Raw genomic sequence first — 15,775 nt, forward strand, 5'->3', positions numbered from 1 at the left:
ATTATGACTCCACGACGGATGATTTCATGGTTTGAATGATTTGGCCTAACTGTGCGTTTTGTTCAGCACTGATTTCTCTTCCTGCTGAATGACCTGCATTCTCAGTAATAACCGCCGATAAAGCGATAAGCCAATCAATCACAAATAAAAGGGTATAGTTAACTGGGTTGGTAGGTAAGCGGACTAAGCGCTCATCATCACCCCATTGCACGCTAGTGTTATCGGGTCTTTCAAAGATTTTATGGCCTACATTGATTTTGCTATCTGGCTTCTCAACACCGTTATCTTTGAAATTAAACCAAGTAATAAAATCACCCAATACATTATAAACACGAGATGATTGCTGTTCGGCTAAGTCATCACGGCGGGCAATGGCTTCAGTTCCTGCCAGAGTTTTCAACATGCGTTGTTCAACACCAAGACGATTAATCGCGGTAATAAGTTCATCAACTAACAGCACCATAATTTCTTGGTCGATACCGAGATAGGTTAACAATGTATTGTTATCAGGTAGACTACGCAGATGGTTTATCCATAATGCCATCACTTTTTTAGGGTAGGTAACCTCATTGCCGTGGCCTTTAGGGGCTTCATCTTCTTCTGGCACCAAAGAGATTGGCGCATCGCTAAAGAGATCAAAAGTCGGTTGTTCCATAGCAGCAAAGGCAGAAACTGGGGCTTGTGTTGCTTTTTTGTTGTCTGAAAGGGTATCGACAACCTCTTTTTCCTGCATATACAGGTCGTAGAGAGATTTACGAGACGGCAACAGGTAATCTAGTAAAGCACCTTGTAAATAAGGGCGACTTTGCATAAAACGCAAAATAGTCGCGGCATTACGACGTTTTACTTGTAATTCCTCTTCACCACCTGATTGATACCATTTCTCAAGATGATGACCGATTAAATCACGTTGAATTTCTTGCAGTTGCTCACTGATACGTTCAAGTTTTAGTGATTTTAAGGCAACGGTTTCAAGATAATCAGCAAGGCGTTGCATACCACCATCGTTAAGCGACAACATGGCATCCCATGCTTGGTCAGGCTCACGAATATAACGTTGGACAGTTTCGTCTTCAGCAAAGGTTTTTTTCATCAGATGTAATTGTGAAACGCTGTCCTCATTGAGCACACTCTCTTTGCCATTACTGATTTGAATAAACGGGGTAGGCATACTCGGTTTACGCACCAAGAAGGTGTTATTAAAGGCATTTCCATTCATCCAATCTGACATCCAAGGGTATTGACCAAAGCGTTCTAACATCGCCATTTTGATCATGCCCCCTTTACCCCATGATTGGCGTAATAACGCTTCATTCATGGTTAAGGAGTTGGTAATACGCATATCAAACATGGTCATCGCCCAAATCAAGCCAGAAGGGCGTTTAGCACGAGTTTGTGCATCTTTACCTTGCGTGTTATTGATCCATTCTGTGAGGACAGCTCCCACTTCTTTTACATCGGATTGTTTGTTTGATGCGGTACATACCACCAGCACATTCATCTCTTGGTTATCGGTATAACGCTCAAACAGATAGGCAACTTTACCCCGAAGAATAAGCTGAGCGAGTGGGTTTGCGCTATCATCATTAACCTGACGGCGCACATCCGCCATGGTTTCAACTCCTAAACGCCCGCGATAACCCGGAAAATCCAGTAGCTCAACCTGTTCAAACAGCGTTTTACTTGGTGCATCTAATAACGGGACGACTAATTCAACCGTGAGTGCAGTTAACTCTGCTAATGAAAGGGTTACAGGGGCATCAATACGATCACCATGAACAGGACAAATGCTGATCTGGCTATCATTGGCAGTATTGAGACGCTCTAACATATCTACGTTCATAATACTGTCGTTTTGTACTAACACACCGTCTTGTTCTTTGACTAAAGAAGAAAGCGGAGCCAAAACTAAAGGTGCATTGCCTAAAGAGGCAAGTGTGGTACTAAAACGCTGATAAGCAGATGTCAGTTCTGCAATGTCGCCCCATAACACTGAAAATAACTTAGCACGTTGGGCTATGCTGAGATAAGGCGCTAATTCAATCGCTTTAGGCCAATAGGTTGTTGCTAATTTCTTCTGACTTTTTTCCGCGTGGCGTTGCAGGTAATCCCATAATGAAACAACATCATCATGAGTAATACCAGCAACAGGTGTCGCACTGCGTTGTGTGCTTAATGAATTGATTAAACGAGAGATTTTTTCTTCATCTAATTCAAAATCAATTTTTTCCTGATTAAAGTCATACAGGTAAGCATTAGCGATAATTTTAACGATCTCAATTTCGCTAAAAAGATGCAGTTCGACAGGAAACGCTTGTGTACCTTTTGTGGCGTTGCGACTAAAGCGAGTGACTAAGCCAGTGGCTTCTTTACCGCTACCCGGTGGGTTGATATGGTCGATAAAATCAAGTGTTTTACCTGACATGCTGGTTCTTAAACGACCTTCTTGTCCTGCGGCAAGGGCTGAGATCAGATACGATTTTCCTGCCTGAGACAGACCAAAAAAGCCCACTGACATTGGGCGTTGGGTCGCTAAGCTGAGATTTTTTGCCATATTACGGCTACGGCGCAGGCGATAGATAAGGCTATCGGCTTCGGTATTTAAACGAGGTGCATTACCTCTTACAGCACTTACCCAATCAATGGCTTTGCCTGCACCTTGATAAATGGCATCCCATTTGGCTGTTAACTGTTTTTCATCCATCATATTCATTTACCTAATACACTCCCGCTATCCAGCCAATAGGATGTTTCACCAATACCACTATCTGCTAACGTATTGAGTTTGAAGCTTAAACCGTTTTTATTAACGCCACCTTTGCCATTAATAAGCTCCATTTCTTCAATCCGTAATTTTTCAGATTTATTGTCATTATTATGGCTAGAGGCTCCGCGCTCTTCGCCTAGCTTAATATGCAATACGCTGTCTTCTTGGCTTAACTGTTGTGCCAACTTCGGATTTTTAATGCGTAAGGTATAAAGTGGCGAGGCAGGCCAACGGGCGTTATCTAATTGACGAAAACCTAAACGTATTCCGCCTCTGACTTCAAAATAGGTATCAGGATCAGGTTCAAATTTATCCTGAATATCTCGGTAATAAACGTCATTATCGGAAATCGTGTTGTTATTATCTAACATCCCTAAATAACGGACTGTTGAGTAAGTTTTAAAATTACCTGTCGAGAAGTAAAAGTTGAGTAAACGTGCATTCTCAGCCATTAAACACAACATTGCACCAACCGCAGCGGTTGATTTTGGATCGTCAATGCGGCCTTTTTTATTGAACGGATACCAACCCCCCGTTTTGTAACCATGTAATGGCAATATACGAGAAGGTGGTACAGGCTGTAATACTTTTAACAGTGCTTGAATACCCGGTAAGCGAGAAGGGCGACCTGTGAGTAGTAAAACATCACAGGAGTAGTAATAAAGTACCTCACACAATGCTTTTAAACTACGGGTGATGTTAATACGTTCACCTGAAATAAATTCAGCGTGTAGTTGTGTAAAGTTAATTTGTACTGGCACATTCAAGATAGAGAAGCTATCTCCGCCACCTAACTCTTTATTGGCGGCATCGTCAATATAACGTCGCACATGCTCTGTTGGTTGGACATCTAGCAATTCGCCAAAGGTGCTGTTAATACCTTCATGAGGCACTAATGGATCGAAGTTTTCGTATTGGCTTAAAATACGTAATCCAATTGGATTGAAGATTTGTAAGGTAAGCTGTTGACGCAATACTTGCTGACCCGCATCTAAACCTTCACTACCAAAAAGAGAAGACATCAGAGCATCGGCATCAGAAATACCCGCATCTGTTAATGCTGTGCGTAATGCAGGCAAAACACAGATCTGGATGATATCTAATAAAATATCATCACCCGCGATTTTGAATCCTTCGCGGAATAGTTGTGTTGGAATAATTTTGACGTTGCTACCGGTACCCGTATCCAGTTTATAGCGCGTGATAACGAGATCGGTTGTTCCGCCACCAATATCAATTGAGGCAATCTTTAACGTGCTATCACCGGTTAATGCGCGGTTATCTTCCCGCACTTGGCTGGCAAAAAAGGCTTCAGTACGCTCGCCAAATTTAATTTGTGTTTCGTTGTAGAGGTAAACTAATTGACCACAAGTGGCCTCATCCCATTTCACATGGATGTTTGGCATTGGTATACGACATTGTTCATCTTTACCATCAAAACGCAGTTTTTCATCAGTTGGGTCCCAATTCATCGCTTTCCAAATGAGGCCTAATGCATTTTCCATGCACGTTTCAAAAATCGCGCGCTCTGGTTTTGGCATCGCAGGTGGGATCGTTAAAATGATATTACGCAATTGACGAGGCGCACTTGCGTGACTCATTTTAAGGCGTTGAGCTGGGCTGTTCATTTGCGTTAATGCCTGTGCTAACACCTCGGTTAACATCATGGTCATTAATGAACTACGTGTGTAGTTTGGCGTAAAGACAGGCATACGCTCATCAGGCTCTAAACGGAATAACGGTTCACCATGATCGTTTAGAAGGTATGTCATAGGTACAGCGGTTGCCAGTGGCTCTCTGTCTGTTTGGCCAAAAGAGCGACTAAAGCGCCAACCTGGAGAATAGGGTGAGTCATCCCATAAATAACGTTTAGGGCTTGAAATACCTGTTGAGCCTTCGGTTCCTAAGCGTTGTGCTGCCATGCGGTTAGCTTCAGGGCCAACGCGACCAATAGTTGGCCACATAAAGGCATTATTTCGACCGCTATTAACTGAAAAATCTTGTTTACCAAATTCCGCTTGCGCAAATTCAACACGGCTTTCAAATGGCTCGTTGTAGATTTGATAAGGGTGACTTAAATCACGTAATGTCATTTCATAAAGTTGAGTTAACCCTTTATTATCATTGATATGATCTTCAATTAAGATCCCACATGTACGTGAGTTACCCACATCAAGGATAAGGTCAACTTCAATGGCAGGCTCTTGCGGTTTGGATTCATTAATTTTGATCTCAGGTAAGTGGAGTTTCTCACCTAATATATTGAGCAAATTGAGATAATGTGCCTGATGTTGAAACTCTTTCAGCGCCTCATCCAGTTCATCATGGTACATTTTGGTTACAGTCAGCGCTCTTTCACTAAAGACTTCCTTTAACCAACCATCAATCCAAGGTGTTTCAAGGAAATTTTCCACCTCATAACCTAGATAGGCGAGAGCAAAAGCAACACCAGAACGAACATCTTCTTCGTTTGGTGCGAGATAAGCCGTATTAGTGCGATTGGGTTCAATGCGAGTATCAAAAGCCACTACAATGCGATGTGTATGCCCATCTTCATCTGGCTCTGGCAGTTGGTGAAACATCATTCTCACCCAGTTATCAGGGCCTTGAGAGAATGAGCGTGGCGGATTAAAGCGAAAAAACGGCACTGGCAACCAAGTGTCATTGAGTAAATTTAATGACTCTTCAAGAGAGAAGCTAAATTCTGCTTCTCTCGGTGTTTGTGGTTGATTTTTCGGCGCTGGATAAAGATAGTTATCGTCTCGCTCATTATAGATGAGTCGCATTAACGGGCCGTTTTCGCCTTTTTTAACAAACTCACCATATTCTTTGCGCTGTGGTAGCGTAAAACCAAAATCCAGAAACTGAATATTGCTGTCACGGATAAGGGTGATTTTATCTTTATAATCGGTCAGTGGCGCTAACATGAATTAATTATTCTCCCGCTTCATTGATAATGGGAATGGCTGACTGTTCTCATATTTCCCTTGGCAATCAGCAATATTTTGGCTTCCAGGTTGGCAAATAATATTTGGCATCAAATAGTTTGAGCCATCACTACACAGAGCCTGACCTTGGTTATTTATATTCAGCCCACCGTGATTGACGGCTGCGTTAACAGGGGCTTTGCAGGTCACGCCATCACTGCGTGTCATGACGACTTGCCCTTTACCATTATCTAATTGATAGTTCAAGCTCAGTGGTTTACCTGTTTTTTGATCTTGAATACCGGCACCTGCTTTCCATTGGCCATTAAGGAATTGGGTTGAGCCATTAGCTAACGCATTTGCAGGAATAGTCAGTGGTGTTGTGTTATCAGCCGTGGCTGGTGGTGTGACATCGGGTGGTGCATTAGGATCAACCGGAGGGTTGGCGGTATTGTTCTCATTCCCTGCATTTTGAGGAGTATCTGTTTTCGGTTGCTCATTTTGTGTTGTGGGATCAACAGGAGGCACATTCGATTGTTGCGCATCGTTGGGCGCGGCTCCTTCAGGTAAAGCACCTTGGTTATTATCTATTTGAGGATCAACCACAGGTAACCCCGTATTAGGATCAACTACTGCACTGTTCCCATCAGTGCTATTAATCACATTTCCATTTGCATCTACGGTGCCTAATGTACCTGTGTGAACGGTACCTGTTGGTATACCAACGGTATGACCATTAGTCACCACAGTGGGAACGTTTGGCTTTTCAAGCGTAGGATCGGGTAGTTGAGGCGCTTCAATATTGGGTGTTTTAATATCGACCGTAGGTAACGTTGGCGCTGAGAAACAGCCTCTTAAGAAGAAAATAGCGAGTAGAAGTAATAATAAAGGTAACAGCCACCATAAGAAACGCCACCAAGGGCGCTTAGTCTCAGTGATAATGACTTTTTCTTGCGCTGGTGGGATCGTTGTTGATGTTGGTGCGATTGTCGCAACAACGGGTTTTAAGCAAGCAACAGGATCAATTCTTAGTTGTTGATTGGCGCTGACAAATCCCCAAAAGGTAATAATCGGTTGGCCATCAACAATAAAAATATGGTTTTCGTCAGGAAATTGGATGGTTTTACTGAGGAGTGCGCCAAAAAGCTGACTTTCTTTATTTCCAGCCTTTTGCCTCTCTTGTTCACTAAAAGCGATTAAATCATCTTGATTTTTTTTCAGCACAGCATAAGCAGCTGTACGCTCTTCTTCGGAAGCTGCAGACCAAGGAATAACCGAGCCATCAATCGGTGAATACCAGTCAATGCGCTCGCCAGTTTCATTCGGCTGAGGAATGGCAAGGCATTGAGAAATATGTGCCTTTCCTTTCAAACGCAGAGTTTCACGTAGCTGCAGTGCAGAGATATAAACAGCCTGTCCATTTTCTCCCATCGGGAGGTAACTTTCTAATTTACCACTTCGTAAGAATGCTTTATTCACGACGATCATTCCGCTAGGCAAGATTATCTATGGGTAAGTTGGCTTATCCGTAAATAGGCTTTAAGGCTAAAAATAAAGATATAAAATTGATATACATTTTATATTATCAGAAATTAGGTGTCTATCTAGCGGATTATTTAGGGTTAATTAACTGATTATTATTAAACACTTTTTTATTTTTCTTGCGTGAAAGCGGGAATATTGAGATAGCGATTATGATAATTAAATCGTGGCAATATAGGTTGCGCTATATTTTTTGAAATATATAGATTAAATCACTGGAATGTTGGGTTTTACATTAAAAAATAAGGAAATAGAAGAAAAAAAGAAAAAATATAAAAGAATAAACTATTAATAATCATCTAGTCACTGTGATAATAATCACAAAATAGGTTTATTCTGAATAATGAGAGAGCAAGAAAAGAAAAAAACATAATTAAAGAATGGTCTGCAATCGATAAGATATAGAGATTGCTAACTTCAATATAATAATAAAATACACGCGATACGTGAAAAAGTTCACCCTCAATGTGAAACCAAAGAGGGTGAATTAAATATTAGAAATAGTAATTAATCATTATTTACAGTTCTTCGGAATATAATCTTCAATCGCTTTGCGAGTCATTAAACTGACTTCATTCGCATTACGTGCAGTGAAGACTTTACCGCCCGTTGCATTCGCCACACAGTTACCTGCACCCGTTCCTAAGATATCGACAACATTAATAACTGCGCGAGGATGAGCACGTTTTAATGTTCTGGCTGCTGAACATGGATCTTGATCGCAAGACTCTAAACCGTCAGATAACAACACAATAATGGTGTCACGATTATTGCCTTTAATTAGATTACTCGCACGTTTAATCGACTCGGCTAATGGTGTGCCACTATCTGGCTCAATACGCTTAATGTAGTTAAGCAATTTTGACCGCTCATTACCCCCATAAGCAGGGCTTGATTTCACAACACCACAGTCAGATGCCACAACGGTAGTGATTTTCATATCTGACGGAATGTTATTAATGATTTTTATTGCGGCGTTTCTTGCTGTCGTGATCCGTCGGGGTTCGGCATCATAACCTGGGAAAAGTTGTCCAGTTGAAGCAATATAATCTAAATCACTTTCTGTTAAATTCATGCTCAGTGCCATCGAGCCAGAAGCATCAAAAATAAGAATGACCTGTGGTGCTAATTCTGGTGGACGTTCGGCTGGACACATTTGCTTAATTTTATTTGCCAAGCGATTTTCACAAGTTGCATTTGCCGTTTTCTCTGTCACACCGGTTTTTTTCAATTCATCTTGTACACAAGCTTCTAGTGGTGTGAGTTTTTTCACTGGCATAGGCTTGGGCACAGGTGCAGGTGTTGGGACTGGTTCTGGCTCTGGTTCAGGAATAGGCTCCGGTACAGGTTCAGGAGTGGGTTCAGGGGTCGGCTCTGGCTCAGGGGCAGGCTCTGGTTTTGGCGGTATAACAACAGCCGGTTTTTCTTCCACAACAGGAGGAACGGTCTTGGGATCAAAACACCCTTTTAGCCAAGAAGCCAATAAAATTAAAAACAGCAAGAATAAGAAGAGTAATAGCCAACGTAACCAGCGATTGCGTGTTTTGGCTGGCACATCAGCGAGTGCAGCACCCGCCGCCGCGGCACTTGCACCCGCAGTAACTTGAGCAATAGGTGGTGGTAATGGGGTTGTGCGAGGCCACCATGTAATAACAGGTTGCCCATTAATTACATAGACACTTTCGCTATCAGGCAGCGTTGATGCGGTATCTAAAAGGTGGCGCTCTTCATCCGTAATTCTATTTTGTGAAGCCAATAACGCTGTTTGCGTTTTAATATCGTTAAGGCGTTCATCTAAAATGCGTCTTATTTCTTGTTGTTCTTGGTCTTGTAACGAGGTTAAAGCGACAGGGTTGCCAGAAACAGGAGAATACCATTCAATCACGTCATCCGATTTTTTCTCTGGAGTAGCAAATAGAGAATGATACTTAGTCGGAAAATGTTGGGTCAGCAATTGAAGTAATTGCTGTTGATGCGTGAAGGCAAAATCGGCGCGGGTAATATCAGCCGTTAATCGTGAGATTCGATTCATATTTTAGAGAGCCTTATGTGACGGCTTTATTCGTTTAAAGAAAGAAATTTAAGATAACAATATTATTGACTATAACGGTTTTATAAAAAAGGTGAAATTAAAGCGCCCACTTTTTTAATACAAGACAAATTTTATTTTTATTTCTAAATTCGCTCAATTTATTTCTCTATTTTAACAGGAGAAATAATCCATTTGCTTATTTATCTTCACCCCTATTAGGATGCGTATTTATGTTAAAGAGGAAGATCGCAAATTGGCTGATCTTCCTGATTAAGTACTGGTGAATATTGATATAGCACATAGAGCATCTTGGGGTTACAAGGTATGTTACCCACACTAAAAAATAGCCAAATCATTCGCTTTTAGGGGAATTTATTCCTCTTTTTATGTGGATATAACAGCAGGTTTCTGATGACAAATAAAATAAATAATAACCAATTACTTAATGATGTAACTCGCTACTGGAATATCAGAGCTGAAAGTTATAGTGAGTCTAATCAACAGGAATTGCTGAGCGAGAAACAACAGAAATGGCGTCATCTGTTATTGGGGCATATCAAAGAAGGCGAAACCTTAAAGGTGCTTGATATTGGGACAGGCCCTGGTTTTTTTGCCATTTTATTAGCGTTATCGGGTCATGATGTCACGGCAATTGATGCAACTGAGGGCATGTTGCAGGAAGCTAAACAAAATGCACAAACACATCAGGTAAATATTCAATTTATTCGAGGCGATGTACATCAACTGCCTTTTGCCAATGAGCAGTTTGATCTTGTTGTCAGCCGTAATGTCACTTGGAATTTAAAAGCGCCGCAAAAAGCGTATTCGGAGTGGTTTCGTGTATTAAAACCGGGAGGCAGTTTAATTAATTTTGATGCTAATTGGTATTTACATCTCTTTGATGAGAATTATTGGCAAGGTTTTGTAGCAGATAGAGAGCGTTCAATTGAAAAGCAAGTTGAAGATCATTACGTCAATACAGATACCAAAGAGATGGAACGAATTGCCCGCCAACTTCCATTGAGTCAAATAAAGCGTCCTCAATGGGATATTAATACTTTGTTAGAAGTCGGTTTTAGTCGATATATGATAGATACTCGCATTGGTGATTTTGTATGGAACGAAGAAGAAAAAATTAATTATGGTTCAACACCGATGTTTATGATCCACGCTCAAAAACAAAGAATAAATGATTAAAGGAGAATAACGTGAAGCCCTTATTTTCAGTGTTCTCAACACTATTATTAACATTTACATGTGCTTTTCCTGCGTTAGCAGATAAAAGTAATAATATGTTGGATTATGCTAGCACAAAAGATATTCGTGATATTAACCCGCATCTCTACTCAGGTGAGATGGCGGCTCAAAATATGGTATTTGAATCCCTTGTATTAAATACCGAAAAAGGTGTTGCACCTTATTTAGCGGAACGTTGGGATATTTCCCCAGACGGCAAAAGTTATACCTTTTATTTACGTCATGATGTGACCTTCAGTGATGGCGAACCGTTTAATGCCAACGCGGTAAAATTAAACATTGAAGCTGTGCTAGACAACTATGAACGACATGCATGGTTAGAATTAGTGCGTCAGATTGATAACGTTGAAATTGTCGATGAATTTACCGTTAAATTAAATTTAAAACATCCTTACTACCCAACATTAACTGAATTAGGTTTAACTCGCCCATTCCGCTTTATTTCGCCAAATTCATTTATTAATGGCAAAACAAAAACAGGTGTTGCGAACTATATTGGTACGGGGCCTTGGGTATTAACTGAACATAAAAAAGACCAATATGCAGAGTTTAAAGTTAACCCAAATTATTGGGGAGAAAAACCTGTATTAAATGGGGTAATGTGGCGAGTGATCCCCGATAGACAAACCATGTTACTTTCTCTACAAAAAGGGGATATTCAGCTTATTTTTGGTGCAGATGGCGACATGTTAGATATGGATTCATTTGAAGCTCTTATGGCATCAGATAAATTCAATACTGAAATGAGTGCACCGATCGCGTCTCGCGCGATTGTGCTCAATAGTAGTCGTGCAATAACATCCAGCCAAAAAGTTCGTCAAGCATTACAATATGCCGTCGATAAAGAGGGGATAGCACAAGGTATTTTAGCGGGCAGTGAAAAAGTCGCTGATACTTTAATGGCGCGTAGCGTGCCTTACTGTGATTTTACTTCTCCAACTTATGTTTATCGACCGACAAAAGCGATTGAGCTATTAGAAGCCGAAGGCTGGGTATTACCAAAAGGTCAGACTATCCGTGAGAAACAAGGTCAGAAATTACAGCTGTTGCTCTCTTATAATGTGAACAATGCGGTTGAGAAAGAGATAGCTGAACTTATTCAAGATGATTTTAAAAAGATTGGTGTCGGTTTAACGATTTTAGGTGAAGAGAAACAAGCCTATTTAGATAGACAAAAAAATGGTGATTTCGATTTACAATATTCACTCTCATGGGGAACACCTTACGATCCGGCTTCTTTTGTTTCATCATTTAGAATACCGGCTCATGCGGATTATCAAGGACAAAAAGGGTTGGCTAATAAAGCCGAATTGGATGCCATGATTGGTGAGCTATTAATTACACCTGATGAAACACGACGTCAGGAACTCTATAAAACCTTATTTACCTTATTAGCAGAGCAAGCGGTCTATATCCCATTAACCTATTCACGTACTAAGGCTATCCATCGCAGTGAATTAGAAAATGTTGGCTTTAATCCGTCTCAATATGAAATACCGTTTGAAAAGATGCGTTTTAAGCCTTAATTAATACATCAATGAGATTAACCCAAATAAGTGTGGCACGTAATATCAACATGCCACACTGATTAAATCTTATGCTACGTTATATATTCTGGAGAGTGCTGGCGATCTTCCCACTGGCACTGATGATTTCATTTATTGCTTTTATTCTGTTGGAATTAGCCCCGTCTGATCCTGCGGAGGTTGCGCTACGTGTCAATGAAATCGTACCCACACCCGAAGCCATTGAAGGCATGCGTCATGAGCTAGGTTTAGATAAGCCTTTTTTTACGCGTTATTTTTTATGGTTAATGGCGGGGTTCCAGCTCGATTTTGGTACGTCTTTTCTTACCAGAACCCCTGTTATTCAAGAGATGTTAAGGGCATTACCTCCAACACTTTGGCTAGCCTCGACGGCGCTATTCTTTACGATTATTTTGGCACTGCCTTTAGCATTGTGGTGTGTGGCTAAACCTCAAAGTTTTATAGATAAATGTATTCGTTTCATTGTGTTTGTTTTAACGGCTATACCTAATTATTGGTTAGGATTGCTATTAATCTGGGGAGTCGCCGTTTATTTAGATTGGCTCCCTGTCAGTGGAATGTTATCACCACAATCTGTTATTTTGCCTGCTCTGGCGCTTTCTTTAGGGTATATCGGTACTTATTTACGCTTGTTAAGAGGTGCGATGTTAAACCAATGGCATCAGCCTTACGTCTTTTATGCCAAAGCACGAGGATTACCGGATAACCTGATTTTACGTCGCCATATTTTACGAAATTCGCTGTATTCCAGTTTAACGGCACTGGGTATGAGTATTCCGAAGCTTATTGCAGGTACAGTGGTCATTGAAAATATTTTTGCATGGCCGGGAATTGGGCGACTATGTATCAGCGCCATATTTGGTCGTGATTATCCGATGATACAAGCTTATATTTTATTGATGTCACTGCTCTTTCTGTTTTTTAATTTTCTGATGGACGTCATTCAAATGATGGCAGATCCACGGTTAAGGAGAGAATAATGTGGCGGATTTTTTGGCAACGGCTCGCAAAAGATAAAAGTGCACAACTGTGTTTATTGGTGATTATGATTGTGGTTATTGCAGGAATATTCGCCCCTTGGTTAGCACCGCATGATCCCACATTAACTTCAATACGTTTGAAATTTAAGCCCATGAGTGTTGATTATCCGTTAGGTACGGATAATTTAGGGCGCTGTATCTTTTCAAGGTTATTGTTTGGTGTAAGAACGACAGTATTTTATGCCTTATTTGCCATGAGTGTGACATTAATCATTGGTTGGTTAATGGGGATGTTAGCCGGATTTTTCCATGGAAAGACAGATACCTTGATTATGCGATTATGTGATGTAGTTTTGTCATTTCCTGCAGAAATTATGATCTTAGCGTTAGTGGGAATAATGGGGCCGGGCATTGGTAATATCTTAATTGCCGTTGTTTTAGTGAAATGGGCATGGTATGCCAGAATGATCAGGGGGGTTGTTCGCCAATATTCACATCGTAACTATATTGCTTACGCCCGCGTGATTGGTGCGCCTTCTCACCATATTTTACGACGCCACTTATTACCTGTGACGTTTGCTGAAACTATCGTCTTAGCATCAACCGATATTGGCAGTGTTATTTTAATGATCTCGGCGCTCTCTTTTTTAGGGTTAGGCGTACAACCACCGATCCCAGAATGGGGAAATATGCTCAGTGAAGCAAAAAATGTCATGGTATTACATCCAGAACAGATGTTGCCTGCGGGGATTGCTATCACTCTTGTTGTCACTGCCTTTAATTTTTGGGGTGATTTTTTACGTGATGTGTTTGATCCTGATAATCGCCAGTCAGTAGGAGAAAAGCATGAACAACTTACTGACGCTTGAGCATGTTTCTATTACTCATCAAGAAAGCGGAAAAAAGCTGATTGATGATGTCTCTTTCTCGATAAAGCAAGGGCGTACATTCGCAATTATCGGAGAAAGTGGAAGTGGCAAAAGCTTGATGAGTAAAGCCATTATGGGATTACTGCCTGAACAATTAGTAGTATCAGGGGAGATCCTCTTTGAAGGAAAGAAAATCAGTGATGAGGCATTTTCTCAACGTCGAGCTTTATTGGGAACATCTTTAGGTTTGATTGTTCAAAATGGCATGAGTGCGTTTGATCCTTTGATGAAAATAGGTAAGCAAATCAGCCAAACTTTAATCTACCATTTTTCCTATACTAAAAAGCAAGCGCTGGAAGAAACTCAGTTGGCATTATCTCATGTTTTTCCTCATCAATTTCAATCTATTATGCAGGCATTCCCTCATCAATTAAGTGGCGGACAACTACAACGTGTGATGATTGCAATTGCGCTCGCGTTGTCACCTAAACTATTAATTGCTGATGAACCGACAACGGCGCTTGATGCACCCCTTCGTCGAGAGATTTTAAAGCTACTCCAGCATGTCGTCACCACTCATCATTCAACGCTGATTTTTATTTCCCATGACTTAGGACTCGTTAATGAAATTGCTGATGATATTGTCGTGATGCAAGAGGGAAAAATGGTTGAATGTGGTGATAAAGCAACCGTTTTAACATCTCCAACACAGGAATATACGCGTTATTTAATTAATGCACGCCGACAGCTTTCATTACGTTTTGAGCAATTGATTAATAAAAAAACAGATTAATATCATCATAATAAAAGAGATGCTATGTTATTAAACGTTGAGAATATCAGTAAGTTTTATACTCAAAGAAATAACACTTTATTCGGTGAAAAAGTGAAGGTTATTGATGCGCTTTCTTTTAATATAAATACCCAAGAAACTTTTGGTTTAGTAGGGGAAAGTGGTAGTGGTAAAAGTACCTTAGCTCGTTTAATTTGTGGATTAGAATTACCTGATAGTGGTGTTATTTCTTTAAATAATAAGCCCGTTACAAAACGACTTCATCGCCAAGGTATAATCAGTATCGTTTTTCAAGATTATCTGACTTCTGTTAATCCGACATTAACGGTAGGCGAAATTATTGCTGAGCCGATTAAAATCATTAATCCAAGTATTCGCCATCAAGCACTCAGAACACTTATTTTTGCTTTTTTAGATAAAGTAGAATTACCTAAAAGTTGCTATACCCGTTATATATTTGAACTGTCTGGTGGTCAGGCTCAGCGGGTATGTTTATGTCGTGCATTAGCGTCTTATCCAAAACTTATTGTATTAGATGAAGCGCTTAGCTCTTTAGATATTCCCACTCAAGTTCAAATATTAGATTTATTAAAACAGTTAAAAGAAGAATTTTCACTCTCTTATCTTTTTATTAGTCATGATATTCAAACGGTGGCTTATTTCTGCGATAAAGTGATGTTCTTTTTACAAGGTAAGAAAATTGAATTATGTGAGGTAAATAATCTAGGTAATGTTACACATGATTATTCTAAAAAACTTATTCAATCTGTTATCTAATTAATAAACAGCAATACTGTTAAGTATTTTTTGATGTGATTCTTTTTCTGCTAATGTCGCTGAAAAAGTAGTAGAGAGAGACTGACAGCAATATTTTTTAACATGATCAAACACTCCAAAAATGAATATATAAATTTAAATTAACTTATTAAAAATAAAGTAATAGAGCGTTATAGCAATAGGAATATTATTGTTTTCCCTGATTTCATTATTTTTTGAATAATATCTTTCATTATTAGTGAGATATCTTTTAATAGAAGAGAGGGTATTGTTGAGGCGTTAAT

General features: G+C 40.1%; 10 protein-coding genes. 6 read left to right on the plus strand and 4 right to left on the minus strand.

Annotated elements, in window-relative coordinates:
* Position 1 precedes the first annotated feature (1 nt).
* From GWI59_RS03400 to GWI59_RS03415, 4 genes are all read right to left on the minus strand, one after another.
* A complete protein-coding gene (locus GWI59_RS03400) occupies positions 2-2,713 on the minus strand; it encodes a putative virulence factor (RefSeq protein ID WP_161723980.1) in 2,712 nt (903 codons plus the stop codon).
* The gene (locus GWI59_RS03405; protein WP_072064938.1) at positions 2,710-5,694 is read right to left on the minus strand and encodes a virulence factor SrfB; all 2,985 of its coding nucleotides are present in this window, start codon (positions 5,692-5,694) and stop codon (positions 2,710-2,712) included. The genes GWI59_RS03400 and GWI59_RS03405 overlap by 4 nt, the downstream gene beginning before the upstream one ends.
* A 3-nt stretch (positions 5,695-5,697) precedes the next feature.
* Positions 5,698-7,173, minus strand: coding sequence for an SrfA family protein (locus GWI59_RS03410; RefSeq protein WP_161670855.1), 1,476 nt, complete (start codon positions 7,171-7,173; stop codon positions 5,698-5,700).
* A 577-nt stretch (positions 7,174-7,750) separates the two neighbouring features.
* On the minus strand, positions 7,751-9,268 hold the full coding sequence (locus tag GWI59_RS03415; protein WP_006534516.1) for a vWA domain-containing protein: 1,518 nt from the start codon (positions 9,266-9,268) through the stop codon (positions 7,751-7,753).
* A gap of 411 nt (positions 9,269-9,679) precedes the next feature.
* Between GWI59_RS03415 and GWI59_RS03420 the strand changes: the two genes are divergently transcribed.
* The 6 genes from GWI59_RS03420 (at position 9,680) to GWI59_RS03445 (ending at position 15,491) form a co-directional block, all read left to right on the plus strand.
* Entirely contained in the window at positions 9,680-10,465 is a 786-nt protein-coding gene (locus GWI59_RS03420) for a class I SAM-dependent methyltransferase (protein ID WP_072064934.1), read from the plus strand.
* Between the two features lie 11 nt (positions 10,466-10,476).
* Positions 10,477-12,051 (plus strand): nickel ABC transporter substrate-binding protein, encoded by a 1,575-nt coding sequence (gene nikA, locus GWI59_RS03425; protein WP_161723982.1) that lies wholly within the window; start codon positions 10,477-10,479, stop codon positions 12,049-12,051.
* 71 nt (positions 12,052-12,122) lie between these two features.
* Positions 12,123-13,052: a nickel/cobalt ABC transporter permease gene (opp1B, locus tag GWI59_RS03430; protein WP_109848016.1), complete on the plus strand. Its 930-nt coding sequence runs from the start codon at positions 12,123-12,125 to the stop codon at positions 13,050-13,052.
* Positions 13,052-13,921 carry a nickel/cobalt ABC transporter permease gene (gene opp1C, locus GWI59_RS03435; RefSeq protein WP_109848015.1) on the plus strand — a complete coding sequence of 290 codons (870 nt, stop codon included), beginning with the start codon at positions 13,052-13,054 and terminating at the stop codon, positions 13,919-13,921. Before opp1B ends, opp1C begins: the two co-directional genes overlap by 1 nt.
* Positions 13,899-14,714: an ABC transporter ATP-binding protein gene (locus GWI59_RS03440; RefSeq protein WP_109399137.1), complete on the plus strand. Its 816-nt coding sequence runs from the start codon at positions 13,899-13,901 to the stop codon at positions 14,712-14,714. Before opp1C ends, GWI59_RS03440 begins: the two co-directional genes overlap by 23 nt.
* A gap of 24 nt (positions 14,715-14,738) precedes the next feature.
* Positions 14,739-15,491 (plus strand): ABC transporter ATP-binding protein, encoded by a 753-nt coding sequence (locus tag GWI59_RS03445; RefSeq protein WP_115065683.1) that lies wholly within the window; start codon positions 14,739-14,741, stop codon positions 15,489-15,491.
* The last annotated feature ends 284 nt before the right edge of the window (positions 15,492-15,775 follow it).

The organism is Proteus sp. G2673, from assembly GCF_009915125.1.
Classification (GTDB): domain Bacteria; phylum Pseudomonadota; class Gammaproteobacteria; order Enterobacterales; family Enterobacteriaceae; genus Proteus; species Proteus penneri.